The organism is Butyrivibrio sp. WCD3002 (assembly GCF_000424265.1).
Classification (GTDB): domain Bacteria; phylum Bacillota; class Clostridia; order Lachnospirales; family Lachnospiraceae; genus Butyrivibrio.
On record NZ_AUJO01000014.1, the window covers coordinates 90,170 to 116,661 of the forward strand.

Annotated in this window: 22 protein-coding genes, 2 tRNA genes and 1 other annotated feature; of the genes, 8 read left to right on the plus strand and 16 right to left on the minus strand. The window is 40.5% G+C overall.

Annotated features, from left to right (window positions below; genetic code table 11):
• Positions 1–74 precede the first annotated feature (74 nt).
• The 3 genes from ileS to G608_RS0112700 form a co-directional block, all read right to left on the minus strand.
• Positions 75–3,266 carry an isoleucine--tRNA ligase gene (ileS, locus tag G608_RS0112690; protein WP_026496348.1) on the minus strand — a complete coding sequence of 1,064 codons (3,192 nt, stop codon included), beginning with the start codon at positions 3,264–3,266 and terminating at the stop codon, positions 75–77.
• A gap of 38 nt (positions 3,267–3,304) precedes the next feature.
• Positions 3,305–3,536 (minus strand) — a binding site (T-box leader).
• A gap of 100 nt (positions 3,537–3,636) precedes the next feature.
• On the minus strand, positions 3,637–5,127 hold the full coding sequence (locus G608_RS0112695; protein ID WP_026496349.1) for a glucosyltransferase domain-containing protein: 1,491 nt from the start codon (positions 5,125–5,127) through the stop codon (positions 3,637–3,639).
• A 28-nt stretch (positions 5,128–5,155) separates the two neighbouring features.
• Positions 5,156–6,079: a phosphatase PAP2 family protein gene (locus tag G608_RS0112700; protein ID WP_026496350.1), complete on the minus strand. Its 924-nt coding sequence runs from the start codon at positions 6,077–6,079 to the stop codon at positions 5,156–5,158.
• A gap of 88 nt (positions 6,080–6,167) precedes the next feature.
• On the opposite strand from G608_RS0112700, the gene G608_RS0112705 reads away from it, so the two are divergent.
• Positions 6,168–6,995: a TrmH family RNA methyltransferase gene (locus G608_RS0112705; RefSeq protein ID WP_026496351.1), complete on the plus strand. Its 828-nt coding sequence runs from the start codon at positions 6,168–6,170 to the stop codon at positions 6,993–6,995.
• 11 nt (positions 6,996–7,006) lie between these two features.
• Here the strand turns inward: G608_RS0112705 and G608_RS0112710 are convergent, their stop codons facing one another.
• Positions 7,007–7,903: a TIGR01212 family radical SAM protein gene (locus tag G608_RS0112710; protein ID WP_026496352.1), complete on the minus strand. Its 897-nt coding sequence runs from the start codon at positions 7,901–7,903 to the stop codon at positions 7,007–7,009.
• A 117-nt stretch (positions 7,904–8,020) separates the two neighbouring features.
• On the opposite strand from G608_RS0112710, the gene G608_RS0112715 reads away from it, so the two are divergent.
• Positions 8,021–8,093 (plus strand) — tRNA-Gly (locus G608_RS0112715).
• 360 nt (positions 8,094–8,453) lie between these two features.
• Here the strand turns inward: G608_RS0112715 and cls are convergent.
• Entirely contained in the window at positions 8,454–9,989 is a 1,536-nt protein-coding gene (gene cls, locus G608_RS0112725; protein ID WP_026496353.1) for a cardiolipin synthase, read from the minus strand.
• A 182-nt stretch (positions 9,990–10,171) separates the two neighbouring features.
• On the opposite strand from cls, the gene G608_RS0112730 reads away from it, so the two are divergent.
• The 3 genes from G608_RS0112730 to G608_RS0112740 are packed head-to-tail and all read left to right on the plus strand — an operon-like array spanning position 10,172 to position 11,964.
• Positions 10,172–10,624, plus strand: a complete 453-nt coding sequence (locus G608_RS0112730; protein WP_026496354.1) for an NUDIX hydrolase — start codon at positions 10,172–10,174, stop codon at positions 10,622–10,624.
• A gap of 49 nt (positions 10,625–10,673) precedes the next feature.
• Entirely contained in the window at positions 10,674–11,399 is a 726-nt protein-coding gene (locus G608_RS21135) for a class I SAM-dependent methyltransferase (RefSeq protein ID WP_051209307.1), read from the plus strand.
• A gap of 1 nt (position 11,400) precedes the next feature.
• The gene (locus G608_RS0112740; protein ID WP_026496355.1) at positions 11,401–11,964 is read left to right on the plus strand and encodes a histidine phosphatase family protein; all 564 of its coding nucleotides are present in this window, start codon (positions 11,401–11,403) and stop codon (positions 11,962–11,964) included.
• An 11-nt stretch (positions 11,965–11,975) separates the two neighbouring features.
• Here the strand turns inward: G608_RS0112740 and G608_RS0112745 are convergent, their stop codons facing one another.
• The 5 genes from G608_RS0112745 to G608_RS24425 form a co-directional block, all read right to left on the minus strand.
• Positions 11,976–12,722: an aminoglycoside adenylyltransferase domain-containing protein gene (locus tag G608_RS0112745; RefSeq protein WP_026496356.1), complete on the minus strand. Its 747-nt coding sequence runs from the start codon at positions 12,720–12,722 to the stop codon at positions 11,976–11,978.
• Between the two features lie 62 nt (positions 12,723–12,784).
• A complete protein-coding gene (locus tag G608_RS23905) occupies positions 12,785–14,101 on the minus strand; it encodes a tyrosine-protein phosphatase (protein WP_051209308.1) in 1,317 nt (438 codons plus the stop codon).
• A 58-nt stretch (positions 14,102–14,159) separates the two neighbouring features.
• Positions 14,160–15,905 (minus strand): hypothetical protein, encoded by a 1,746-nt coding sequence (locus tag G608_RS21140; RefSeq protein WP_051209310.1) that lies wholly within the window; start codon positions 15,903–15,905, stop codon positions 14,160–14,162.
• A gap of 133 nt (positions 15,906–16,038) precedes the next feature.
• Entirely contained in the window at positions 16,039–16,212 is a 174-nt protein-coding gene (locus G608_RS23275; RefSeq protein ID WP_155833287.1) for a hypothetical protein, read from the minus strand.
• Positions 16,148–16,372, minus strand: a complete 225-nt coding sequence (locus G608_RS24425; protein WP_026496358.1) for a hypothetical protein — start codon at positions 16,370–16,372, stop codon at positions 16,148–16,150. The genes G608_RS23275 and G608_RS24425 overlap by 65 nt, the downstream gene beginning before the upstream one ends.
• A gap of 209 nt (positions 16,373–16,581) precedes the next feature.
• Here G608_RS24425 and G608_RS0112765 point away from each other — a divergent pair.
• Positions 16,582–16,654, plus strand: a tRNA-Gly gene (locus G608_RS0112765).
• A gap of 215 nt (positions 16,655–16,869) precedes the next feature.
• Here G608_RS0112765 and G608_RS0112770 read toward each other — a convergent pair.
• Positions 16,870–17,055, minus strand: a complete 186-nt coding sequence (locus G608_RS0112770) for a hypothetical protein (RefSeq protein WP_026496359.1) — start codon at positions 17,053–17,055, stop codon at positions 16,870–16,872.
• 161 nt (positions 17,056–17,216) lie between these two features.
• A complete protein-coding gene (locus G608_RS0112775; RefSeq protein ID WP_026496360.1) occupies positions 17,217–17,966 on the minus strand; it encodes a LytR/AlgR family response regulator transcription factor in 750 nt (249 codons plus the stop codon).
• Between the two features lie 312 nt (positions 17,967–18,278).
• Between G608_RS0112775 and G608_RS21145 the strand changes: the two genes are divergently transcribed.
• Positions 18,279–19,355 (plus strand): sensor histidine kinase, encoded by a 1,077-nt coding sequence (locus G608_RS21145; protein WP_051209311.1) that lies wholly within the window; start codon positions 18,279–18,281, stop codon positions 19,353–19,355.
• 173 nt (positions 19,356–19,528) lie between these two features.
• Here the strand turns inward: G608_RS21145 and G608_RS0112790 are convergent, their stop codons facing one another.
• Positions 19,529–20,518: an Abi family protein gene (locus tag G608_RS0112790; protein WP_026496361.1), complete on the minus strand. Its 990-nt coding sequence runs from the start codon at positions 20,516–20,518 to the stop codon at positions 19,529–19,531.
• A gap of 210 nt (positions 20,519–20,728) precedes the next feature.
• Between G608_RS0112790 and G608_RS0112795 the strand changes: the two genes are divergently transcribed.
• Positions 20,729–21,061 carry a hypothetical protein gene (locus G608_RS0112795; protein ID WP_207637694.1) on the plus strand — a complete coding sequence of 111 codons (333 nt, stop codon included), beginning with the start codon at positions 20,729–20,731 and terminating at the stop codon, positions 21,059–21,061.
• A 449-nt stretch (positions 21,062–21,510) separates the two neighbouring features.
• Here the strand turns inward: G608_RS0112795 and G608_RS0112800 are convergent, their stop codons facing one another.
• The 3 genes from G608_RS0112800 to G608_RS0112810 all read right to left on the minus strand — a co-directional run bounded on the left by G608_RS0112800 (position 21,511) and on the right by G608_RS0112810 (position 26,386).
• Entirely contained in the window at positions 21,511–23,421 is a 1,911-nt protein-coding gene (locus tag G608_RS0112800) for an endonuclease MutS2 (protein WP_026496363.1), read from the minus strand.
• Positions 23,422–23,429: 8 nt separating this feature from the next.
• Positions 23,430–24,245: a GNAT family N-acetyltransferase gene (locus G608_RS22550; protein WP_051209313.1), complete on the minus strand. Its 816-nt coding sequence runs from the start codon at positions 24,243–24,245 to the stop codon at positions 23,430–23,432.
• Between the two features lie 665 nt (positions 24,246–24,910).
• Positions 24,911–26,386 (minus strand): ISLre2 family transposase, encoded by a 1,476-nt coding sequence (locus tag G608_RS0112810; protein ID WP_026496061.1) that lies wholly within the window; start codon positions 26,384–26,386, stop codon positions 24,911–24,913.
• Positions 26,387–26,492 lie beyond the last annotated feature (106 nt).

The window sequence follows — 26,492 nt, forward strand, 5'->3', positions numbered from 1 at the left end:
CGCTTCCTCCATATTTTAAAAGCGCGTGGCAGCATTCGCTACCACGCGCCCCTAATATTACTTTAACTTATTTTTCAAACCTTTTCCACACCAATAGTAACTGTCTCACCATTGATATCCCACTCCTTGGAATTTGCCACATTGCTGTCATAAACGATCTCTGTAGCAAGAACCTTGGTTGAAATGGAATCAGCATTGTCTTTAACGATCTGAGATATTTTCTCGTTACCATTTATAGACAGCTTGATGTGATCCATAACTTCGAAGCCGGAATCCTTACGCATTGTCTGAACCTTACTGATAACCTCATACATGAAGCCTTCATTAAGGAGCTCCTGTGAAAGGTTAGTATCAAGAACAACAGTGATTCCGTGATCCTCTGTGCTCTCAAAGCCTTCCTTCTGAGCCATGTCGATAAGAAGGTCTTCCTCAGCAAGCTCAACAGCTGTGCCGTTTACCTCAAACTTAAGTGCTCCATTAGCCTTAAGCTCATCCATAGCGTTGTTTCCATCAAGTGAAGCAAGATGCTCTTTGATACCGCCAAGAACCTTACCATACTTAGGTCCAACTGTCTTAAGCTGGGGCTTGAAGGTGTAGGTTGTGAAGTCTCTTACATCATCTGCAAAGACAACCTTCTTAACATTAAGCTCGTCCTCAATGATCTCCTGATAGAACTCAGATACAGACTTCTCAGCCTTAACATACATCTGTCCGATAGGCTGACGGTTCTTGATTGCAGCTGCGTTACGGCAAGCACGGCCAAGAACTACGATCTGAAGAACTTCATCCATGTTCTCCTCAAGATCCTTGTCGATAAAGCTCTCATCTACTGCAGGGAAATCGCAGAGATGGATTGACTCGGGTGCAGTGCTGTCACTTGTTCTTACAAGGTTCTGATAGATCTCCTCTGTCATGAAAGGAACCATGGGAGCTGCTGCCTTACATACGTTTACAAGAGCTGTGTAAAGAGTCATGTATGCAGAGATCTTATCCTGCTCCATTCCCTTAGCCCAGAAACGCTCACGGCATCTTCTTACATACCAGTTGGAAAGATCATCAACAAATGCATCAAGTGCCTTTCCAGCCTCAGGTATTCTGTAATTCTCAAGGTTCTTATCAACTTCACCGATCATGGTGTTCATCTTGGAGAGGATCCACTTATCCATAACCGTAAGCTTATCCTTCTCAAGACTGTATTTTGAAGCATCAAAGCCGTCGATATTTGCATAAAGTACGAAGAATGCGTATGTGTTCCAAAGTGTTCCGAGGAACTTTCTCTGTCCTTCCTGAACAGTTTTTCCTGCAAATCTTGAAGGAAGCCATGGAGCAGAGTTTGTATAGAAATACCATCTGATAGCATCTGCACCGTACTTCTCAAGTGCTTCGAAAGGATCAACCGCATTACCCTTGGACTTACTCATCTTCTGTCCGTTCTCATCCTGTACAAGACCAAGAACGATAACATTCTTGAATGCAGGCTTGTTGAAAAGAAGAGTAGCCTCAGCGTGAAGTGAGTAGAACCATCCTCTTGTCTGGTCTACAGCCTCAGAGATGAACTGAGCAGGGAACTGCTTCTCGAAGAGCTCCTTGTTCTCAAAAGGATAGTGGAGCTGTGCGAAAGGCATTGCTCCTGAATCGAACCAGCAGTCGATAACTTCCTTGACTCTGTGCATCTTCTTGCCGCACTTAGGACATGTGATCTCAAACTTATCGATATAAGGTCTGTGAAGCTCTGTTGTCTCAGCAGAAGGATCTCCTGAAAGCTCAGCAAGCTCTTTCCTTGATCCTACTGAAAGCTGATGGCCGCAGTCATCGCACTCCCAGATATTAAGAGGTGTTCCCCAATATCTGTCACGGGAGATACCCCAGTCCTGAATGTTCTCAAGCCAGTCACCGAAACGTCCCTTACCGATTGACTCAGGAATCCAGTTGATCTCCTGGTTATTTCTGATAAGGTCATCCTTAACTGCTGTAACCTTGATGAACCATGAAGAACGTGCATAGTACAAAAGAGGTGTACCGCATCTCCAGCAGTGAGGATAATCATGCTCCATCTTAGGTGCTGAGAAAAGAAGGCTTCTCTTATCAAGATCCTTAAGTACCTCGGGATCCGCACTGATAGCACCCTCATCCATTTCCTTCTGAGTAGGCTTACATCTGTAGCCTGCAAAAGGTGTCTCAGGCTTAAGTTTTCCTTCGCCGTCAACCATCTGTACAAGAGGAGCATCATATTTTCTACCAACACGGGCGTCATCTTCACCGAATGCAGGAGCAATATGTACGATACCTGTACCATCTGACATGGTTACGTAGTTATCGCAATAGATGAAGAATGCCTTCTTGTGCTGTCTCTCTGTCTCGTCAGCAGCGCACTGATAAAGAGGCTCATATTCTTTATATTCAAGGTCTGTACCTACATAAGTCTCAAGAACTTCGTAGGCCTTCTCACCCTCTTCCTTCGCTAAACTGCCGAGTACTGTATCTGCAAGAGCTTCTGCAAGATAATATGTATAGCCGTCTGCTGCCTTAACCTTGATGTACTTCTCATCAGGGTTCACGCAGAGTCCGATATTTGAAGGAAGTGTCCAGGGTGTTGTTGTCCATGCAAGGAAGTATGCATCCTCATCCTTAACCTTGAATCGAACAACAGCGGTGCGCTCTTTAAGTGTCTTATAGCCCTGAGCAACCTCGTGTGAAGAAAGAGGTGTGCCACAGCGAGGGCAATAAGGAACTACCTTGAAGCCCTTGTAAAGAAGACCCTTTTTCCAGATCTCGTTAAGAGCCCACCACTCGGACTCGATAAAGTTATCATCATAGGTGATGTAGGGGTGATCCATATCAGCCCAGAAACCAACTGTGCCGGAGAAATCTTCCCACATTCCCTTATATTTCCATACGGATTCCTTACACTTTTTAATGAAAGGCTCCATACCGTATTCTTCAATCTGCTCTTTTCCGTCAAGACCAAGGAGCTTTTCTACCTCGAGCTCTACAGGAAGACCATGTGTATCCCAGCCTGCTTTACGGGGAACAGTGTAACCCTTCATTGTGCGGTATCTCGGGATCATATCCTTGATCGCACGTGTAAGTACGTGTCCGATGTGGGGCTTGCCGTTTGCGGTCGGCGGACCATCATAGAACATATACATCTCGCCCTGGCTGCGTGTATCTACGCTCTTCTGGAAGATATCCTGATCTTTCCAGAACTGCTCGATCTTCTTCTCGCGGGCGACAAAATTCATATCAGTGTCAACCTTCTTATACATCTGAAACTCCTTTCAAAACTATAAAACCCCCGTCCTGTAAAAAGGACGAGGGTCAAACTCGCTATACCACCTGTTTACGCATACTCCCCGAATTTACGGTTTTATATGATTCTCCATAACGGGGAGATTCCGTCGTAACTTACTGATTCAAATAGTTCGGTTACGCAGCTCGGAAGTGATTTTCCATAGTTCATACTCGCACCTGCTCGCACCACCCGCAGGCTCTCTGAAGCTTTCAAAACAATGTACTGTCTTCGTCACAGCTTTTCTATTCAGTTATCCATAATTTTATTCATGACATTAAAAAAAGTCAAGATATTATTTTCGTTGGCGTTATTATTCTTGCGCCTTGAATCAAGCTCAGCCTTAATCAATAAATGCACCAGTAAGCCGTATTGCCATCGATTATCAGCTGTTCGTAAACATTGAAGCTGTCCCATTCCTTTTCGGCAAAGTAAGCTTCCCTGACTTTATTTCCGTTTACCTTGCTTTTTCTGAATCTGAGCTCTGTGGTTCCGGTATCCAGCTTATTCACATATTCAAGAAGGCTGTAGGGAACGTTGTGCATTACCCTCTCGTTAATCTGGCCCACTGTGTAATAGACATCATCAAAATAATTAAGAGATACGCTGTCCTCACAAACCGCTATTTCTTCCACAGTGATGCCTGTTTCATTTTCATACTTATCAATTGCAACAAGTACGGCTCTTGCACAGGAAATATCCTTGTCATTGGAAATGTAATGATTTACGGCTATCTGCTGGTTTGAAAAAATCTGCAAAAGCACAATACACAGTATTACTCCCTGCATGATCGTCAAAGTTTTCCCATCAAGCTGCACAAAGGAAAGGAAAACAAAGCATCCCAAAGCCCCATAAAGCACAAAGATAACTCTTGGCGCATCTGCCTGCATAAGCGGAATTACTATAGCCAGGCAAAACATTATAAATCCTGCAAATATATGGGTTACAACCTCCGGCTTTTCGTATCTGTGACAAATTATCATAAGCACTATTGCCGCAATTATTGCCATAAGATTTGCATATCGGATTGGTAAAAGCCCGTTTCCGCTAACCAAAAAGGCCTTTAATAGATTTAAAATATGTGCGAATTTGTCGAGTACGGATTCCTGCCTAAGTGCTTTTGGACTGTCTGTAACTATACCTAAAAGAAATACCACCTTTGAGGTAATGACATTGATAACGCCTGCCGCGATGCAACATAAAGATGTCAAAAGACCTCTTTTAAACATTCTTAAGGTAAGTGCATAGCCCTCATCAATGACTACAAACAGTATGGCATATACCGCGCTGAGCATAACCGTCGCCTGATAAGTAAACACAGCCATTAACAGGAAAAGTATTGCCCCTATATATCTTTTTCCGGAATACATATAAACCGCAATGGCAGAAAACAGAAAACCTATACTAAATGCAAAGCACTCCGGGAACATAAAATATTCCGAGTATAAGGTGCTTATAAGCGGAAGCGAAAGAATAAATCTTCCCATGTATTCCTGAACAGGATCCATCTCAATCCGCTTTTCTCTAAGCTTACCGATTATAGTCTCCTGATAAACAAAGGCTGTAGATGCTGTGAAAATTAAAAAGAACATGTAAGAGAGTCTGTAGTGCTCAGGTAAAATGTATCCGATTTTATATAATGAAATTTCCACCAGATACGAAATATATCTGGTATATGCCAGCTTTGATTCGATATTTATAAGCGGATTAAGATAATGGGTCATGGTATCCGACTCAAATCCAAATCGATAAAAGCCCTGATAAGCAATGACCACAAGTATCAGTGTAATAAGATATGCATATATTTTGTTTGCCCATTCGTTTTTTCTGTTATTCATCTATGCAAAATCCTTCTCACCCATAATTTTACTTTTCTTTCCCCATAAACAAAAAAACATAAGGATAAATACCGATCAAAATTGTAAGCACAATGAAATAACGAGCCGATCTTACAAGATAGGCCGGTGTTGTTCCCGATGCCAAAAACTCCGCAGAAAACGGCATTTTCAGAAGCTTGTTAAGGACAAAATACAATGCCCCGCCTCCCAATAATCTGACAATGCAAATGGCAGGCTTTGTGGTGCTTTTGAAATCCACAAATCTTTTTTCAATCTCTATTCCAAGGAAAAAGCCTCCCATGATTCCAAGCCCGGAGAAGTAGTCCTCTGTCTTGCAATAGAATATTCCAATACTGGCTATAAGAAATACAACCAGATTAACCTTCCATCTGTTCTCTTCGCCAAATTTATCCATGATGAATGGTACAGCGAAAATGACCAGTGCTCCGCATAACCAGCCCGTAAGCACGTCCGTTGGATAATGCACACCTACAGAAACTCTTGAAATACCCACAAGAAGCGGAAGTACAAAGGCGAGAACTTCAAAAAGTCTCTTTTTAGTATATCTTCCTAGAGAACCATATGCTATGGCTGAATTCATAGAGTGACCACTGGGAAAAGAGTAACCCTGCGCGGCAACATCATATAAATCCGCATCCGGTTCCACTGGCCTAAAACACTTAATTTCAGGATGCGCCATATAAGGTCTTATTCTCAAAAAGATATTTTTAATCAGCGGATTGAGAGTAATACCCACCGCTACGTTTGTTCCAATATAAATGCCAAACTTTTTGTCATAGCACCAATACAAAAAGCCAAGTATAAGTATTAGGGCATATTCCTCGCCAAGTGCAGAAAATTGCGAAACGATTTTTGCTCCTGTCTCTCCCAGAACACCCTGAAGCCATGTCATTAGAGCGGGTTCAAAAGCAAAATAGAATGTATTACCCATAAAAAATACCCCTTTCGAAAAAGCTATAAGTATATTGTATCATACTCATGTTATACTTTTCGTGTACTATTCCCGAATGGAGAAAAATATGAAAACACTGATAAATATAGAGGATTATGAAGCACCTGAACTTTATGTTTACAAGGAGCAATCTGAAGTTCAGTTATATCACATAAACGAACCGGAGCCAGGTATTTTCATAGCAGAAAGTCCAAAGGTCATAGAGAGAGCTCTGGCTGCGGGCTATGAGCCAATATCACTTCTTATAGAAGATAAGCAGCTCCGTCAGGATAATGGTGAAGCAGCTTTACTTTTGGATAAGATATCTGCTCTTTCCTTTGAAGTTCCTGTTTACACCGCATCTGATGAGGTACTGACAGGTATTACCGGCTTCCACCTTACAAGAGGTGTCCTTTGTGCCATGAAAAGAAAAGAGCTCCCTTCAGTAGAGAGCATCTGCAATGACGCAAAGAAAATTGCTGTTCTTGAAAATGTGACAAATCCCACAAATGCAGGGGCAATCATACGAAGCGCCGCTGCACTCAATATCGATGCAGTACTTTTTTCGCATGGGTGCACAGATCCGCTATACAGACGTGCAATCCGGGTAAGCATGGGCAATATTTTCCTTATGCCCTGGACCTTTTTACCTGAGGGCGATACCGTGGAACTTCTTAAATCCCTTGGCTTTTCCACTGTTGCCATGGCACTCAGGGATAATTCCTATTCTATCGATGATCCGAAGATCAGATCCAGTGAAAAGCTTGCCATTTACCTAGGCGCCGAGGGCGATGGTCTGATGCAGGAGACAATAGATGCCTGCGACTTTTGCGTAAAGATTCCCATGTCCCATGATGTGGATTCATTAAACGTTGCAGCAGCCAGCGCGGTGGCTTTCTGGGCTATATCTCACTGATGTTTTAGAGTTTAGAATTTCACAGTCCTGTTTATTGTATTTAAAACATTTTTCTTATCAAGGCTCCACAGCGGTTCAACAAGGAGTGCTCTTGGCCCATCTCCTGTCATTCTGTGGACAACGGTTTTCTTGGGAAGCATATTTATGCTCTCTGCTAAAAGCTCCACGTGCTCTTCCAAAGATAAAATATGGAAGGGCTCTTTTTTATATTCCTCATACATCTGAGTTCCTTTAAGAATCTGGAGATTCTGAAGCTTTATCCCGTTAAGCTCAGGAGAAAGGTTAGATAGATAGCGGACAGTTTCGAGCATATCCGCTTTTGTCTCTCCCGGAAGACCGAAAATCACATGTACTATAACCTCTATTCCGATAGCCTTCAGATTCCTGTAGGCCTCTTCAAACACAGATAAATCATAGCCTCTGTGGAAATGTCTGGCGCTGTCTTCATGAATTGTCTGAAGTCCAAGCTCTATCCATACAGGCTTAACTTTTCTAAGCTCCTTAAGCATTGAAAGGACATCTTCGCCTATGCAGTCAGGTCTTGTACCTATTGCAAGGATCACCACGTCATCTCTTTCTATGGTCTCTTTATATAAAGACTTAAGTCTTTTAAGGTCCCCGTAGGTGTTGGTATAGGACTGAAAATATGCGATAAATCTTTGGGCGTCTGTCTTACTTCTGATACGCTTTTTGGCTTCCTCAATCTGAACGTCCACAGGGGCAACCTCTGCAGCAAACTCGCCGGAACCGCCTTCAGAGCAAAAGGTGCAGCCACCTGTAAGAGGCGTGCCGTCAGGAAGAATAATGCTGCCATCTCTGTTTGGGCAGGTGCAGCCTGATGAAAGAGAGAGTCTGTATATTTTTTCTCCATATTCTTTTTTCAGATAATCAGAAAGTCTCTGGGGCATGGTGGTACGTCCTTTTAATAAGAAATTTCACTTCATAATAATATCAAATTTCCTGTTGACAATATATATATGCTTCGTGTAATATATGTTTTGCGTTGTTAATTATATAAATCGTTTGCGATAGTAGCTTAGTTGGTAAAGCGCCACCTTGCCAAGGTGGAGACCGCGGGTTCGAGCCCCGTCTATCGCTTGAATAAAAAGAGAACCGGTTCGATTGAACCGGTTCTTTTTTATTCGAGCGAAGCTGAGACCCTCACCCGCGGTGCGGGATTCGTGTCTCCGCTTCGCTCCGGTCGTTGCTAAACGCTCGTCCCCCGGACGAGCAGCAACCCGTCTATCGCTTGCATTGAAATGGTTCACTTATCCGCGGTGCGGGATTCGTGTCTCCGCTCCGCTTCTACGTTCCACTTCGGTCGTTGCTGAACGCTCGGTCTTCGTTCCACTTCGGTCGTCGCTGAGCGCACATCCCCCGGATGTGCAGCGACCCCCGGACTCGTGCGACCCGTCTATCGCATATATTGAAAGGACAACCAACTTCTCTCTTCTATAATCACAACAAAGGAGCAAGAACGCGCAGACAGCAATCAATAAATCTGTAAAAAATACCATTATTAATGTACTCAAGAGTTCTCTGGGTACAGCTTTCAAGACTTGTCTCATAGTCTTTTTTCAGCGATTCAATTATATCTGCTTTGTAGAACAATGAATTACACTCAAAATGCAGGAACAGGCTGCGATAATCAAGATTTACCGTGCCGATGGTTGCAACCTTGCCATCAGCTATCATAGCCTTTGCATGGACGAAGCCCGGTGTGTATTCGTATATCTTAACCCCAGCCTTTAACAGGTCTCTGTAATAACTTCTGGACAAGCGATAAACTGCCTTCTTATCAGGGATTCCCGGCATGATGATCCTGACGTCGATGCCTCTTTCGGCAGCTCTTATGAATGCATCAAAAAGCGCATCGCCCAGCATCAGATATGGCGTGTATAACCATACATATTCCGTAGCAAGTGATAATACTTCTGTATAAAAGACGTTACTGGTATGCTCTTCCCTCATAGGCGAATCATAATAAGGAAGAATGAATCCGTTATCATCCTTCACAGATTCAGAAGCGGCAAAGGGTTCGATTTCCTCTTTGTTTATCAGGTCTTTTGAAAATGAGTTCCAAAATTCCACAAACATGAAGGTATAGCTCTTTACCCCGGCACCGGTAATTCTAAAACCGATATCCTTCCATTTTCCAAACAATTCCTTCTCGTTAACATACTCATCTGCCAGATTGACGCCGCCGCTGTATGCTACTTTGCCATCAATTACCATGATTTTTCTGTGATCACGGTTATTTAGCTGTGTTGTTACAAAGAAAAGCGGATTGAAGGGTATGCACTTAATTCCCTTTTGCTGTAAATCACGTATGTCTACTAAAGAATAGGTTGCAATACTTCCAAGATCGTCATACATGACTCTGACATCAACTCCTGCTGCCACCCTGTCAGCCAGAATGTCAGTAAGCGTATCCCAGAAAACTCCGCGCTGTATGATGAAATACTCAATAAAGATGTATTTTTCTGCCTTTTTAAGGTCCTCGCACATATCAGCGAACATGTCCTCGCCGAAGGGATAGTACTTGGATGTATCGTTTTTCAAAAGCGGAAAGCCTGTTGTCTCATAGATTCTCTTAACGGACTGACCCAGTCTTAGATCATCTCTCTTCAGCTCATCCGATAAATCCTTTTCATCAACAAATTCCTGTACCGTCACTTTATTTGGAGCCTTCTCCATTTTTCTCTTAAGGCTTCTCCCTGTGCTCTTGTTTCCAAGGAAGGCATATAATATGGCTCCAAGAATGGGGAAGCCCAGTATGACCACAATCCAGAGTATCTTATATGAACTCTCATCCCGCCTCGAAATCAGAACCAGCACAAATATGACTGCCAAAACAGTAAACAGGATCTGTATGACATTGCCAAGATGCCCACCTACAACGGTATCCAGTCCGCCAAAAAGAAGTACATACCAAAATACCTGCAGTGCTATGGCAGGAACAACAAGAAGAATTCGTCCTAATATTTTTTTCATCAGATTCTCCTTTCAGCAAAGTTGTCTATATTATATCATCATGATTTACTATTTTACGTTTTTTGTTTTTCTTGTAGATTGCGCCTTTTTCCTGCAGTTTCCATCAAGTATAATGTAAACATGCTGAAAAGAAGGGGACTTACATGAGTTTGAAAACCTAAAAATGTTGGGAGTGACGAAAAGTGGAATACACGCATTTTGTTTCAGTTGCAGGTCTTGTTGTAAATGATAAGGATGAAATCCTTTTATTGGAAAGTCCCAAGAGAGGATGGGAATATCCAGGAGGAATGGTTGAACCTGGTGAAACACTTCAAGCTGCACTTATCAGAGAGATCAAAGAAGAAACCGGTATAGATGCTGAGATCACAGGATTTATTGGAATTTGTAAAAACGTCCAGAAAGATGTGGTAAACATAGACTTTTCCTGCAAATACATCGGAGGAGAACTGGCTACAAGTGACGAAAGCTTGCATGTTAAATGGGTCAATAAGTCCGAGGCATTGGATATGGTGACATTTCCATTGACCAAAAAGAGACTTGAAAACATGTTGGCTGCGGATAATTGTGTAAGGTGCTTCAATTTCAAGAGAGAACCTTTTGAGATAGTTAATGAAGAAAAATATATGGTTAAGTGATATGCAAAAGCCTTTTTATTACCCCTATTGATGGAGAATAAAATAGAAAATGGAAACAATATTTGAACAAATTGAGAAGAACATAGATAATCTGGTAACAAACAACGCGGACTGGACAGCAAGTGCAACCAGAGAAGAATTGGACGCTGCAAGGAGTGGTGATCTGGTGCTTCATTTCTGGGAAAAAGAAGTTCCTAAGGAGTGGCTGGCGAACATTAAAGGCAATAATGTGCTGTGCCTTGCAGGTGCAGGCGGTTTGCAGGCTCCGCTCCTTGCCTGTGCCGGGGCCAATGTAACGGTCATCGACATTTCCGATAAGATGCTGGACAAAGACCGAGAGATAGCAAACGCAGAAAACTTGTCAATCGAGATAGTTAAAGGAAATATGTGTGATCTTTCCTGTTTCTCTGATGATACCTTTGATCTTGTGATAAATCCGCCCTCTCTAATGTACATCCCGGACCTTAAGGTTGTCTTTGATGAAGTTCGCAGAGTTACAAAGGAAGGCGGCGAGTTTATCATTATGGCTCCAAACCCTATCAACTACGTCTGCGACTGGGTTGATGACGAAAATGGCGGATACTACAAGGCTGTCCACAAGATGCCCTGGTGCTCAAAGGATTTTGATGATTCCGATTGGATTGAATATGGTCACACCATGGAAGAATATCTTGGCGGCCTTATAAAAAGCGGTTTTATAATCGATGGATACATGGAATGTCAGAGAGAAGACATCACAGAGCTGATGTTCATGGTAAAAGCAAGGAGATTTTAAAATGACAAGAGTATATTTTGTACGACACGCTGAGCCAAACTATGATAATCACGATGACTACAATAGAGAATTAACACCAAAAGGAATGGAAGACAGGAAGCTTGTTACTACATTTTTGTCCGATAAAAATATAGATGTTGTACTGTCCAGCCCCTTTAAACGTGCAGTAGATACAGTTGCTGATTTTGCAGAGAAAAAAGGCCTTTCCATCGAGACGATAGATGCTTTCAGGGAAAGAAGGGTTGATAGCTGTTGGATTGAGGATTTTGCAGAATTTACCAAAAGGCAATGGAGTGATTTTGATTATAAACTCTCAGACGGGGAATGCCTTAGGGAAGTACAGGATAGAAATATTGCTGCTTTAGATACCGTGCTTGAGAAATATAAAGGTAAGAATATCGTGGTGGGCAGCCACGGAACTGCCCTCAGTACGATCATCAACTATTACGACAATTCATTTGGACATGAGGATTTTGAAAAGATAAGATTAGTCATGCCCTGGATTGTGGAATTTGTATTTAATGATAAAAAGTGTATCACCATAAACAAATACAATCTGATGTGATCGATCAACCTTCAATTTGAAATCTGACCAATCATGTATTTAGCGTACTCTTTTGCAAGACTCAGATCATAAGAAACATCCGTGCCATCCAAGTATTCACGCAGAGCATCACTTATCAGCTGCTTATATTCCTGAGGAAGGTTCTTTATTGCCCATTCTCCGCCTTCCTTTTTGGACAAAACAAGCTGCTCTTTCTTATACGCCAATACTCTTGCCAGATTCAATGTGATGTACATGGTATTGGTCTCAATATCCTCAGGGGCTTCAGCGATGTCATCCCATATAGCATCCATATAATCCTTTTGGGGAACCTCTCCAAATACTTCATCAATGGGCTCTCCGTATAGACATTTTCCTCTTTTTCCAATGATGGTAAAATGCGCAGCCAGGTCTACATCAGTACCATTCATTTTCTGGATATAATCCTCCGGATTGTCTCTGTACCATCCAAGATGCATTACAGAAAAATGAAGTTCAAAGGGCGTAGGATATACAAATGGCTTGCATACATCTTTAGTCACTACGCTCATTTCTATGCCTTTTGCAGGTCCTTTTTCATTTAGAGAAACTACCATATCCATGATCCCGCGCTTTGAAGCATCATCCATTTTTTTATTAACAACAATGATAAGATCGAGGTCACTCTTTTGGGGATTAAAGCATCCCATAACGTAGGAGCCATGCAGGTATATGCCTACAAGATTATCCCCCAAAATCTCTTTTGTCTGTTCAACAAATTCATTTAAAACTTTTTCCATAACAACCTATTCCATAGCATAAAGTATTTTTCGATGCTTGGACCGCTTCTCCATTATGCATATCAAATACAAAGCTTTTCTTTTATTCTATTCTGTATATCAGCACTGACGCCTATGGATTCGAAGTATTTCTCCGGCGTGCCGTACCTGTCTTCAAGCATTTCAAAAAGCCTGATCATGTTATTTTCATTGGGAATAACAATGTTCATATCAAGCTCAGGAAAATTTTTATGGATCAGCTCAAAACGCGGTATATTGTTTTCCTTTGTCCTCATGTAATCATAAATAATATCGCTTTTTCTGATTCCGCAAAGCCACAGTATCATCGCTGATACTACGCCCGTTCTGTCTTTTCCGGCGGTGCAGTTAAACATTACTCCATACTTTGCAGCAGCTATTGTTTTGAATACCTCTGCGATTTTTGCAGAGTGGGCAATCTTGTAATAACTGTCAGGCACTGCCTCAACACTCTCCGGTATTCCGCTGCCCTCAGGAATGGGAATGTCATAATAATCAAAACCATCTAATCCCGTGAGACCATGGGGCTTCTTTTCCTTTTCACCCGAAGACCTGGTGTCAATTATCGTAGTTATACCATTACTTTTCAAAAACTCGATATCTTTTTCAGACGGATAATTGGCTACGTCGCTCCTAATAAGACGGCCGTACTTTGTATAGTTTTCTGTTCCGTCTATCCGGTATCCACCAAGATCTCTTGTGTTTAAAGTAGTCTCCAAAAGAGAATATACCCTGTTGTCCCAGGCATTATCGTAACTCTCGATCAGCTTACCGCCGTTTCTAAGGGCGTCCAGCTCCTTTGCGCAGATATCCACCGCCTCTGCAATAAACTCATCAGCCATTTCTCTTGTAAAAAAGAAAATGTCTTCATCTTCTACCTTCTCAAAATACCCCGCCATTGACTTAACAAGCCAGTCGACATCATAGGTGCAAACACTGTTTATCTCTTCGTTCTCAAATCCGGCAGGGGTTGCGATATCGTTTTTTATGTTGTATTTTTCTGCGACATAATAATTTATTATGGAGTAGTCCTTATGAAGTCTCTCAACATTCCCCGGAATCATGGGATTCCATTTATATTTATCGTAGACAAAATGTCTGTAACAGATATCCTGCACCAAGTGTAGGTAATACCCAAGGTACAGGTCATCGGTTTTCATCAATTCTCCAAACCTACTTCTGAAAAATTCAAAATCGTAAGACTTCTTATTTCGGCCCCAAATGAATTTGTTTAAATGTCCTGCTTTTCCCTGACCTGCATTAGGTAAAATAGCTCCAAATTTTAGTCTGTCTGTATCCGAAAAATCGAAACGCTTTATCAGTTCGTATGTAACTGCCAGGTGCATAATACTTGATGCCATTTTTGTAATTCCTTCCGGGTTAGTATAGTAAAAGCGGATATGCGTAGTATTTCTCCTCTTATTCGCACTTATAAAGATAAAATTCGCCGGGATTTAGTATCACGTCCACGATCTTTTCATGAATAGTTCCAAAGTCATGCTGTACTTCATTAGGAGACAATGGAAGCTTATAGTTTTCACCCAGGTATTTCGGTGCTGATAACCACGTAAGCTCCGCATCCTCTTTTTGGATATGAATAGTGGCATGAATAGGATGTGCTTTTCCTGTAACATGCGCATAAAGAATAAATGTCCCGTTATCATAATGGAAAATAGAAACATTTGGAGCACTTACATATATTCCGCCCAGATTAAATACCGGCTTTATGGCATCCATTGCCCACTCAGGGATCCTTGCAAGGTCTGATGGATTCTCCGGAGTATTGATAAGATACAGCTGCCCTTTTCCGTATGTATCTCTTAGGAAAAGAGTTGTGTGATACTCTCCTGCACCTCCGTTTAATATGGACCAGGAGAGATTATTTGAGTGCTGCACATCGGCATATAGTATAGGACTTACATCCTCAAGATAACCCGCAGGATCATCGGTTTTGTAATATCTTGAAACAGCAAGCTTTCTGCCGGTAAGATATGAGCTGCTCAAATCCTTCCACTCATTTTCCGGCGCCTTCATAGCGAAGCCTGTGGTTACAAAAACCTTTCCTCCGTTTATGAGCAGCTTCTTCATTTTTTCAAAAACATTCTCATCATAAAGTGAGCTCTGGGTCACTAAAACACTGCCACTTTCAGGGAATATGGGCGTAGGATGAAGTGCAAATCCCTGCATGCCAAGAAAATCTTCAATGTGGTTTTCACCCTCTGAAGCGTATGGAATATAGGCAGGAATTCCTATAGGCTTGCCGGTCTTTTCAAGCATTCTGTCTATTCTTGTAAACTGGAGTCCCAAGGGAGTAACCAGTTTATTCTCGAAAAGGTCAGACCACTGGAAAAGTGTGATCTCCTTTGGTTTAGCAAAGGCAGACAGATATCCCTGCTCAAGATAATCATCAATTGGCCAGCACTGATACGTATCAAACCAGGTTCCGTTATTTCTTCCCTCTGAAGCTGCATCCATCCAGTGAACCAGGCTGTAGCTGAGATATGTGGGAAGATGCTGATCCTGATATGCACTGGCTCTGGTTTCTGTTCCGGTATAAACCATGTCAAAAATATCCTTTTCAACATCAGGTCTGTATCCTGTTGCATGATAGGATTCTTTCCAGTTAGGGAACTTTATAACCATTTTCACATTAGGATTTATTTTTTTAGCAGGACCGACAACCAGATTTTCAGAAACATCCTTCATTAACTCTTTTCTGAATTCAACCCAGGTTTTGTCACCCTTTGCCTTTATGCAATCTTCGCAGGTGCAGTTAGTAAAATAAAAATCATCAAGAATTACTTCATCAAATTGCTCTGCGCAGTATTCGGATACCTTTTTGATATGATCACGCATCTTGGGATTTGTATAGCAAAAGGTTCCAAAAAGACGCTGTCTCTTGGCATCCTCTTCATCAAGATCCGGCACAACCGCTGTGAAACCTCCTGCTACTTCTACATTTTTCCCCTTAAAGAAATCAATAAATTCACGCATTTTATCTTTGTCCACCCAGTGTCCTTCACGGAAGGGCTCAAGATAAACCTTGTCAATTCCTACATATTTCTCAATGAAATCATACTGCTTCTTAAGGGTGTCTAAATCCATCCTCTCCAGTACCTGAGTTACACAATAAACCGTCAATTTGAAATTCTTGAAATGTGTCATGGTTACCTCCTACTGTCAGTAATGTTTTTGAGTTTTAGAGCATTTATGAGTATCAATTACATAATTATTCCAAGTTTAAGTATCCCGGTACCTTTGTCAAAGCTCAGTTTACCGGCCTAATAGCAGAGCTGATTTACTCAGGAACAGAATGCTTTAAGATAAAAGAACCATCAACTTCCTTAAATGTCAGTTCTCTTGGAACACCCATTGCTCCTGTTGTCTGATTTGCAACGCATTTTGTCCTAATCCATGGAATCTGTATAACTCTGTTTTTCGGATCTCCGGACCAGGTCTGTACTTCTGGCATGTCCCCAGGTCATATCGTCCCATTCAACTCCATTAGGATTAGTCTGGTAAAAAAGCTCATATATTCCATCATGGTAAACCAGGCCGTTGGGGTCATTTAACCATCCGTATGTCGGTGCGAAGTGCATGATTGGATAATTAAGATTATTTTCTCTGCTCATTATGTTTGGTCTCCTTGTAAGTAATAAATGCAGATTTATTCTTAGGAATACTATAGTATAGAACGAAAGAATTACAACCAAAAAGATTGAGTTATTGAGTATTTTTTATTGTTTTTTCGTTTTGAGAAAAAATTGAAAAAAAGTATTGACAGATAAAAGTTCATACTGTATTATTTATTTTGCTGTCGCGAAAGCGACTTTACATATATGCGATAGTAGCTTAGTTGGTAAAGCGCCACCTTGCCAAGGTGGAGACCGCGGGTTCGAGCCCCGTCTATCGCTCTAAAAAAGGAAGATCGAGAGATCTTCCTTTTTTCGCGCATATTACTCGAACCCGCTCCGCGTGTTCGCATCTCCGCTTCGCTCCGGTCGTTGCTAAACGCTCGTCCCCCGGACGAGCAGCAACCCGTCTATCGCTTGCATTGAAATGATTCACTTATCCGCGGTGCGGGATTCGTGTCTCCGCTTCTAGTCTCTTACTAACTAAAGCATATTTATTATGCTTCCTTATTCGATGGATTTTCCGTCACCTTATCATATATCGCCATAGCTATTATAGGCGTTATAACTCCTGTGTAGAGTGAGTTAAGTTCATGTCCCGCTTTATTGCATAAGATATTTACAATTATCAATACAACAAGGATTCCTAATGTTATCACAGTTCCCTTAATCACATTTTTCATACAGCGTTTCCTCTCTTTCCGAATAGTTTTTCTACTACGAAAAATTATATAGAAAAAAATGCAGTATTCTCATTTATGCAGTAAACTGCTGTTTTAATGTCTTTTTCGTCATACTCAAAGAAAACATTTTACGTTTACGACTCCGAAATATCAGATCATCGCTACTTATTTTTCTTGAGTTTCAGCCTGTCTTTTAGTCCCTTGACCTGCCTGAAGGACAATAGACATTCATCTCCGTTCACCATACGTATAATGCTATTGGCCGTGTCCACTTCCAGTATGTTATCAGTATTTACTAAAAAGGATCTGTGACATCGATAAAATCTGTCATCCAGCTCACGTTCAATCTCTTTTATCTTACCCGTAAATTCCAATTGTCTGGTCTTACAATTCAGAATTACCTTATGAGCATTGGCAGATGTCTCAAAGAATAGTATTTCATCATAATCCACTGTAAAAATCTTATCGCCGACTGCCAAGGAATAGTTTGCCTGAGTTTTATTTTTGGCAGAAGAAAATCTTTCATTGGCTTTTAGGATACATTCACGTACTCGCCTGGTCATTTCCTCCACGTCATCTTTCAGTATGAAGTCCAGTGCTTCGAGTTTATACATAAATGTCATGTAGCTCATTTCCGAATGAGTTGTGACAAAAACAATAAATCCCATGGGATCATATTTCCGTATTTCTTTTGCAAGGGTAAGCCCCGTCATATCCGTCTTTAAATCTATATCCAGAAAATATAGACCGACACAATCATCAGAAGCTACCTTTTCAAGCAGCGTGTACGGATTGTCTGTAACGCAGGAAAACTCCATATCAAGGTTCTCTATAAGCGCCACGTTGTCCATTGTCTTCTTTAGATGTTCTCTTTGCTGTGCATCGTCTTCACATAGATAAAGCTTCATCATATGAGCATTTCCCCTAACAATAAAGAAATAATATAGTCTATAATAGTCTGTAAATGCCAGGCTTTACAAGGAGTATATATGTTGGAATATGCTTTGTTAAATTCATTAAGTAATGCCATTCTTTTCACTATCGGACTAATAGCGTTTTATTCTCGTTCCTTAAAGATTAGAGATTATTGCTTATTCTTTACCATGCTTTCCTCATTGATGTTCGTTATTACTTTATCCGGTTTAAGGCCATTGATAATCACATGGTTTATCATACCCTCCATATTTCTGGGCCATCTTACGGGTAGAAAGAAATCCGCGATTGTGTATTTTATTCTTTACATAATTATCGGACTGGCAGTACTTCCGATGTCTGCGCTCGTCAACTTCCTTGCTCATCATCCCATAACTAATACAGATCAAAGCCCTATAGAAATGATAATAATCGTTGTTTTATCGACCGCCATCTATTTTCCGGTCATTCTCGGTTGCAAAAGACTGTACCGAAAGCATCTGGCTAAAATTGTCGAAAGAATAGATGATAAGCTTTTTCTATATATTACCTTCCTAATGGCATTCAGCGCCTTTTTCATTTTTGGAATAATGACTCTATCGACGAACATCGCCGAGGATCGCTATTATCCGCTGATCATTTTGGTAACCCTTTATACATTTCTGACAGTTGCTTCAGTGGTGGTAATACTTATTACAACCCGGAAAAACTATGAACAGCAGCAAAGGATCAGGGATCTTAACACTCTCCGGGAATACACAGATAATCTGGAAGCCACGTACAATAACCTTCGCTCCTTTAAACATGATTACGTTAACATTCTCTCTACGTTGGCTATTTTTATTGATGAAAAAAGATATGATGAACTTGATGTTTTCTTTCATGATCACATTATGCCTCTGACAAAAGAGCTGACTCAAAAGAACGCTTCTCTTGCCAATCTTTCCAGAATCAAAAATCTGGAAATAAAAAGTATTTTCTATTCCAAGCTCTTATTGGCAATCAACAAAAACATCGAAGTTACTGTTGATATTCCTGATGAGACAGGTGAGCCCGGTATCGATTCAATAGATATAACACGAATACTTGGTATCTACCTTGACAATGCTATTGAAGCTGCGGTAGAGACCGACCATCCTTCTCTTAATATCCATTCAGGGACACTGGACAATGGAATTGTTTTCATAATCGCGAATTCATATATTGATCATGGGCTGTCTGTTTCTCAGATGTGCAAAAAAGGGGTATCTTCAAAGGGAAACGATCGCGGCATTGGTCTATACAATGTGTCAGTGATTCTAAATAAATACGATAACATATTTACTGAGACCTCTATAGAAGATGGATCATTTATACAGAAAATCCATATTTGTGGAATGCATCAGTAATCTATTTGTGGAGTTCTTGAATTTTTTTACTGAGAAATAATAGGTACCTTAGGTCAGGTTTTGATTGAATCCAAATAAAAAAGAGGATCAGATTACTCCGACCCTCTCAAGTATGTGTCCGCAAACACATACCCCAATTCGTATTATAAGTATACATCAACAAAAAGTTTTATTCAATGGGTTAGAACATAATTCCTTAGCATAGAAATCCTGCTACCAAGATCAGGGTGAATTACCATAGCAGAAACATTTGTATTTACAGAATTCCTATATTTGTCTGTAATATTCTCAAATTCTCTAAGAAAAGCTTTGATTTCTGTCCTAGGCACGTTCAATAAAACCATGTAATAAGCCATAAGAATAATATAGTCACCAATAGTTTTAAAATTCATGTAAGACAATCCCATCTCTTGCATAAGACATTGTTTCATTGCCTTGGTTGGTTCAATATTCCTAAAACGAGTATCAAAAACCACAGCATTATGGGCAATAGCATTTCTTAAGTCTTTTAATGTATATATATATTTATATATAAGTTGCCTATTGGTATCTGCAGCAACATTGAGTCCCAACCTCTTTGAAATATCATCTCTTACATCGTATACCAGACAAGAAAGCAAATATCCTAAATCGCCCATAGTCATAATTTCAAACAATGACCATATTGGCACATCAGAATATCCCACGTTGTTGTAAAAGTGAGTGATCTTAGGATTGTTCTTTTTGTATGCATTAGCCAGATTTGCCTGTATAGAATTCTGAAGATTCAACTTATTCTGTTGTAGCTTCTTCTTTTCTTCTGGAGTGGCATTGGCGGGGGCATTATTATAACTACTTACCACTTTATCATACATATCCTGAATGGATTCTGAATTAGCCTTAATCAAGATGCTTTCCAATGCTATGTTCTTTACTGCTGTTTCTATGTACATCATCTTCGGATAAAGAAGGGCCTTCAACTCAGAATCATATTGAATTGTTGCATAAACTTCATCATATGATACAAAAGGAAGTCTTTTAGAGGAATTCTCAAAGAATCTGTATCCTTTATATCCGTGATAGTATCCGGTGTTTATAAGTTGCCGTTTCTGTTTTGTACCACCGATTGCTACTCCATTATTCCTTAGATGCTTCATCAAAGCATCTGTTGTCTTATAACTCATACGCACCACCAAATTTTAATTATAATGTTATTATAAGCATCCACAATTCATATGACAACCCAAATATGAATTGTGGAAATGAATGTTTAGCAACCAGAAATAGCAATGTATAATTTCAGCATGCATAAAGTACTATAAGAAAATTACAATTCATTATTCACTATAGGAAAACACTTTGGGTTGGCACCTCTGGCGAAGGAACGTATAATTGTGGATGAGGAACAGGAGGGATTCATGAAGAATAAAGCTGTTAAGATATTACTTGGAATTACAATAGCGATAGTTATATGCGGTGTTGGTTATTACAAGTTTCATCCACATATCTTCAAGCAGATAGAATTTCAAGAACCCACATTCACAGAGCAAGGTATTGAAAAATACAAATGTTGGTGTGGTTCCGAAAAAACGGAAATGCTTGATGCGATTGGACATGATTATCAAACAGAAACCATAGATGCTACTTTCTTTCCCATTTTACATTTGTGTTGTTGTAAAAAGAAATCTCGAACTTTGAACTACTACCTATACAAAGGACACGTATGATTCATGTTTTTATACGTGCTTTGTGAGACAGGTATATAAGATGTAAAAACACATAGAATTTATATACCTTTTTTTTAAACCACTGAGTAAGGCAGGTATATAAGATAGAAATATTATGGTCTTTTATATACTTTTTCTGTGCTTAATAAAGTACATGTGAGTGAATGCTACTGGAAATTAATATAAAAAAGTATATAAATTAAATTATTATATTCAATTTATATACCTTGCGGAGAAGTTACATGAGAAATAGGTATATAAATTTGGCTTAAGAGTTTTTCTTATATATGTTGTGTAAAAAGGAGCGTAATACATATATTAGGAACACTTTTGTAAAAAGGAAGTTATAGTTTCGAGCCCTGTCTAACGCTTAAATATAAAAGAAACCGGTTAACTTAAACCGGTTCTTTTTATTTAAGCGAAGCGGATCTACCCCCCCTCCATTACTATTAGTCATTTGGGTCATAGATAATTACTTTATCCGTAAGTTTTCGGCTCATTTCGTGTCTTGCCTTTCGGTTCTGCACTGTATCAAAGACGATTGAAAAATCGTAGTTCTCCGGGTACAGCTTGTCTGCTTTTACATGGAGCTTTACTCTCTTGTGGTTTATGTAGATTTTCTTGTTTGGCAGCTGAACTCGTAAGATTCCCTTTTTATCTATGGGCTCGCATACAATTCCTATCTTCTTTTCAGGATAGACCATTACACTGTCACCGATGCTGAATTTCTGCTCCAGCTCTGCTGTGGAATGTATCTGTTTTGCCTTGACGATCTTACTTCCGGTGCTTCTCTTTCGTGTTTCCTTTTTATCTGAAAAGCTATAATCGTTAGCGGCTGCATCGCCGTAGGCAGCCTTTGCTGCAACGGAGAGCATTTCAGCAGGCATTCCAAGTCTTTCGGCAATGTAAAAAGCACAGCTGTCCCCGGCTTCTCCGATTACCATCTCATAGGTGGGACGCAGAGTTTCCCTATCAAAAGCCATCCTTGCATTCATGATATGCTCTGTTTTGGCGGCATAATCCTTAATTTCCGGATAGTGGGTTGTTACAAGGAAATTCGCATTACTCTTTCTTAGCTCTTCAAGTATAGCTACTGCAATTCCCATGCCCTCTGCAGGATCTGTGCCGGATCCCAGCTCGTCCATGATAACAAGACTTTCATGGTTCACCTTTCCAAGGATATCAAGAACGTTCTTGATATGAGCGGAGAAGGTCGACAGGTTCTCAGAAAGATTCTGTCCATCGCCAATATCTGAGAGGTAATTACTGTTCATGCAGATATCCGCTTCCTTGCATGCTACGTGCAATCCGCACTGAGCCATATAACAGCTTAGCATAACGGTCTTGATGGAAACTGTTTTTCCGCCGGTGTTGGGGCCTGTGATCACTATTCCTCTTATGTCACCATCTCCAAGTGTAAAATCAAGAGGCACGTTTACCTCTTTATCCATAAGTGGATGTCTCGCCTTCACGAGCTTGATTCGCCTATCCAAATTTATTTCAGGTTCTATGCAGTCAAGATCAATACTGAGTTTTCCCTTCGAGAAGACATAATCCAACTTTTCAATCATCTGAACGTTTTCTTCCATAATCGAGGCATAGTCCGATACCATAGCGGTAAGAGTATAAAGTATTCTGTATACTTCATTCTCTTCGTCTATGCGAAGGAGCTCAAGTTCTTCATAGCACCTTGAAAGGCCCTCCGGCTCTACAAAAAGCGTACTTCCCGTTGAAGATTTTCCTATAACGCTACCTGGAATCTTGGATTTATATTCCTTCTTTACCGGAACGCATACTCTTCCATTCCTAACGGTATGGAAGGAATCAGTCATGTAGGCTGCGTTTTTCCTGATTATCTGGTCAGCCTTTTGCTTCATGGATTCTTCCATGGAAACTATGCGGTTTCTGAGTTCGTAAAGCTCCTTTGATGCTCTGTCATCCACCTCTTCATTTCTGATCTGCGTTACTATCTCTTCCTTAAGCTCGGACAGAGGATTTAGGTTTTCATCATAGTAAGCAAGTGAATTGTCATACTGCCTTCCGCGGCTAAGGTAATCCATCATTCTCTCTACAGCCACCAGCGCCGTTTCAACTCTCTCAAGCTGATAGGGTGTAAGGCATTTTCCTTTATCAGCTATCGTCAAAATATCTCTTATCTCTGTAACATTCTGAAGAGGCGGATTCCCCAACTTTTCAATCATCACGCGGCTCTCTGTGGTATCCTTGATTGCTTTTCTAAGCTCACGTTCATTTAAGATGATTTCCGTCTTATTTATCTGTTCCTTTGCATAGTCAGTGCATGCCAGCTCTGACCATATATTTTTAATTTTATCGAATTCAATTTGCTTTTCTGTGTTCATTTTCCCTCTCAATCTTCAAGCAGATTTTTGAACACCTTTGTGATCTTTGATTCACCTTTATGATTCCAGATAAACTGCACATCACTTCCTACTTCCGGCTTTTTATCCAGGCCATCTGAAAGCTTTGTAGGGATTACAAGCTCCCAGTAGCGAACCATATATGTGTCATCCTCTATCTTCTCAACCACTCCAAGGTGCTGTTCAAATATCTGCATAAAATCTTCCTGTACTTTAACTACGCGATATTTGGGAAACTCTTCATTGATCTTTGCAAGTCTTTCCTTGTCCTCAAGCTTTTCAAAGTCCCTGCTCTCAATGAGTTTTCCCTTGATCTTTGAAAAATCTGCATTTAACGGAAGAACCATTAATTCATCAAAGCTGTTACCCTGTTCATCAGTGATTCCATACTTTGAACCCCGCTCAAATCCAAAACGCGGATAATAATTGGGCTCTCCTATCAAAGCGATTCCTCCATAACCTGCCTCTTTGGCAAGCTTTATGGTTTCACGCATAAGCGCTCCGCCAATGTCGTTTCCCTCCAGGGTGGGCTCCACTGCCAGCGGGCCAAAGGTGACTATCTCATGTGTCACATCACCATCCACTATCCATGCCTTTGTGTAGTAAACAGCTCCAACAATTTGGCCGTTCCATTCAGCAATCCTGCTTATTTCCGGAATATAATCTTCGGATTCTCTGATTATCCTCACAAGAAAATGCTCATCTGCTGCCGGCCTGTATTTATTGAAAAAGCTGCGCATGGTCATCAGTTCTGTATTTTTGTAATCAGCAGGTTCTTCTGCTCTTATAATTAAGTTTTCTAACATTCTTATTCCCCCTTTCGTCATAAAAAGGATTTCATCTTCGTAATTCTGCGCTAGTGTTGTTTTTTGGCAAAAGAAAAACCATGACATCTTACGCAAAGATATCATGGTTCTAAATTTACACATATCAAAAAACAACCTCATAAAATGCGGCTTCTTTACCATAATATTATTAAGCGTAATCTAATAAGCCAGTGGTACACACCACTAACCCACAAATATTGATTCATTGAATCCTGTGCTCATTGCAATATCATGTAGCCGTATTGCAATGAAATTAATTCACCACGCTTAACATAAAGCTCCTCTTTTTGTAATATTATGGATAAGCACATTTTATGCTCTAACTTGAATATATTACCTGTATTTTTATCTGTCAACCTTTTCGAGGGTACATGGCCGCGTAAATTTACCTACGGAAATAAAAGGTTAGAATCCACCAAAGAAGCTCTGATAAAAAATCAGGCTTTTGAAATATTGGTTTTATATTACGCTTTTGATTTCCTTATGGCAACCCTACGCTTAGTCCTCTTGTATGTTTTTGAGCTGAGGAAAATATGTATGTCAAGGGCATGCCTCTTAGAGGTGCTTTGCACCCTTGACATACATATTTCCTCTGCTTTCCGGTTGATCAAGAGGACTAAGCTCAATAATGCATCTCCAATGCCTTATAATCCAGCGATGTGATGATTGATGCATAGTTTTTTCTTTATCTCTGATGGAAGCGTTCCCTGTATAGCAGCCATATACTTCCCAAGCTCATAGTGTCTGTTCTTTTCAGATTTCATTACCTCTGTAGGTGAGAAATATGACATCTCATAACCTGCAGCATCTTTTAATTCTTCTCTTTGGAACTTAGCTAGTTCAAGCATATCTCCACCGTTGTAGAAGTATGCTCTGAGCCTTCCCATTTTTCCTGCTCCACACTTGCTCCATCCCATCGGCCTTGAGCTCATTCGTGATGATAAAACATGGCTCACATGTCCTTCAGCGCTACACCCTGGTAGTTTTCTTCTATTACTCAGCCTGACTTTGCATGGCATCCAGTTATCAAGGATATATTTTCTTCCTTCTTCAATGCTCGAAGCCTGCTTTTTATCACCGGCTTCAAGATACTCCTTTATCATGTCCACGTATGAATTAAAGTCATTCTTAGTCTTTTGCATGATGATCTTTCGGAGTTCTGAAATAGCATCCCACTGACTATCCTGGAGATGGCTGGTAATCTTTCCAAGGTACTTCTGCATATGAAACTCATCCATTGTCACTATGACTCCGGAAACATTTTTCTTCCCAGCTTCAATCCATGCACCACCATCGCCATTTATGTATATCTTTTCGATACGACTCATATCATAGTGTGTATCTATATATGCGTAGATGCGCTCCCAGAAGGCATCGTTTGTCTCACTGGTACTGTCAGAGCAAAAGTAATGAGGATTGATAAGCCTATGTCTCTTACTCTTTGGGGATTCATTTTCAATACCTTCATAGACATAGACTAGCTTTTCTATCATGCTGTTATACTTATAACCATTTTCACCTTTGATCAGATCACCCTTTTTCTCCTTGAACTGGAGCGATACATGATCCTCGTCAGCATCTATGTACAGGAACTGTACGAATTTCTTATCTACCAACACTTCATCTTCGGGTGAAAACTGCAATGCATGTATTTTCTTCATCACGGTCTGTTTACTGACAGAATCGAGTATGCTTGTTTTTTCTCCGCCTCTTCGATATGAAGTCTGAACTGTTTCTTCTAAAAGCCTTGCTTCTGCGTCCTCTGTCATTCTTTCATGAGGATCCATCCCCATGAGCATATCTATGATATAAGAGCGTTTTCCTTCTGCTTTGTTTTTGAACAAAGTCTTGTTGTAATTAACGCTACCAAGGGATGTTATAAGCTGCTTGGCCTCGTGTCTGTCCACCACCCATGAAAGCTTTCTCATCTCACTTTCTGTGATCATCTGATCCAGATATCCAAGCGTCTCCTCTATCATTCTTATACCAGCCTTATGAAGCTCATCTGTCAGCTTAGTAATGTAGGATGCGATATCTGAGGGATCTTTCAAAAAATCATCCTCAAGCCTTTCAAAAACTGGTACACATTCCTCGTTAAAATACTGTATACTTTTTACCATGGAGAACACCTCTGTCTTTTATAGTTTGGTTTAGTCACCTTTAACTTTATCAGACTTTGGTGTTCTCTTGTGTTTTATTTAATCCGAGTGAAAATTTACGCTAGCG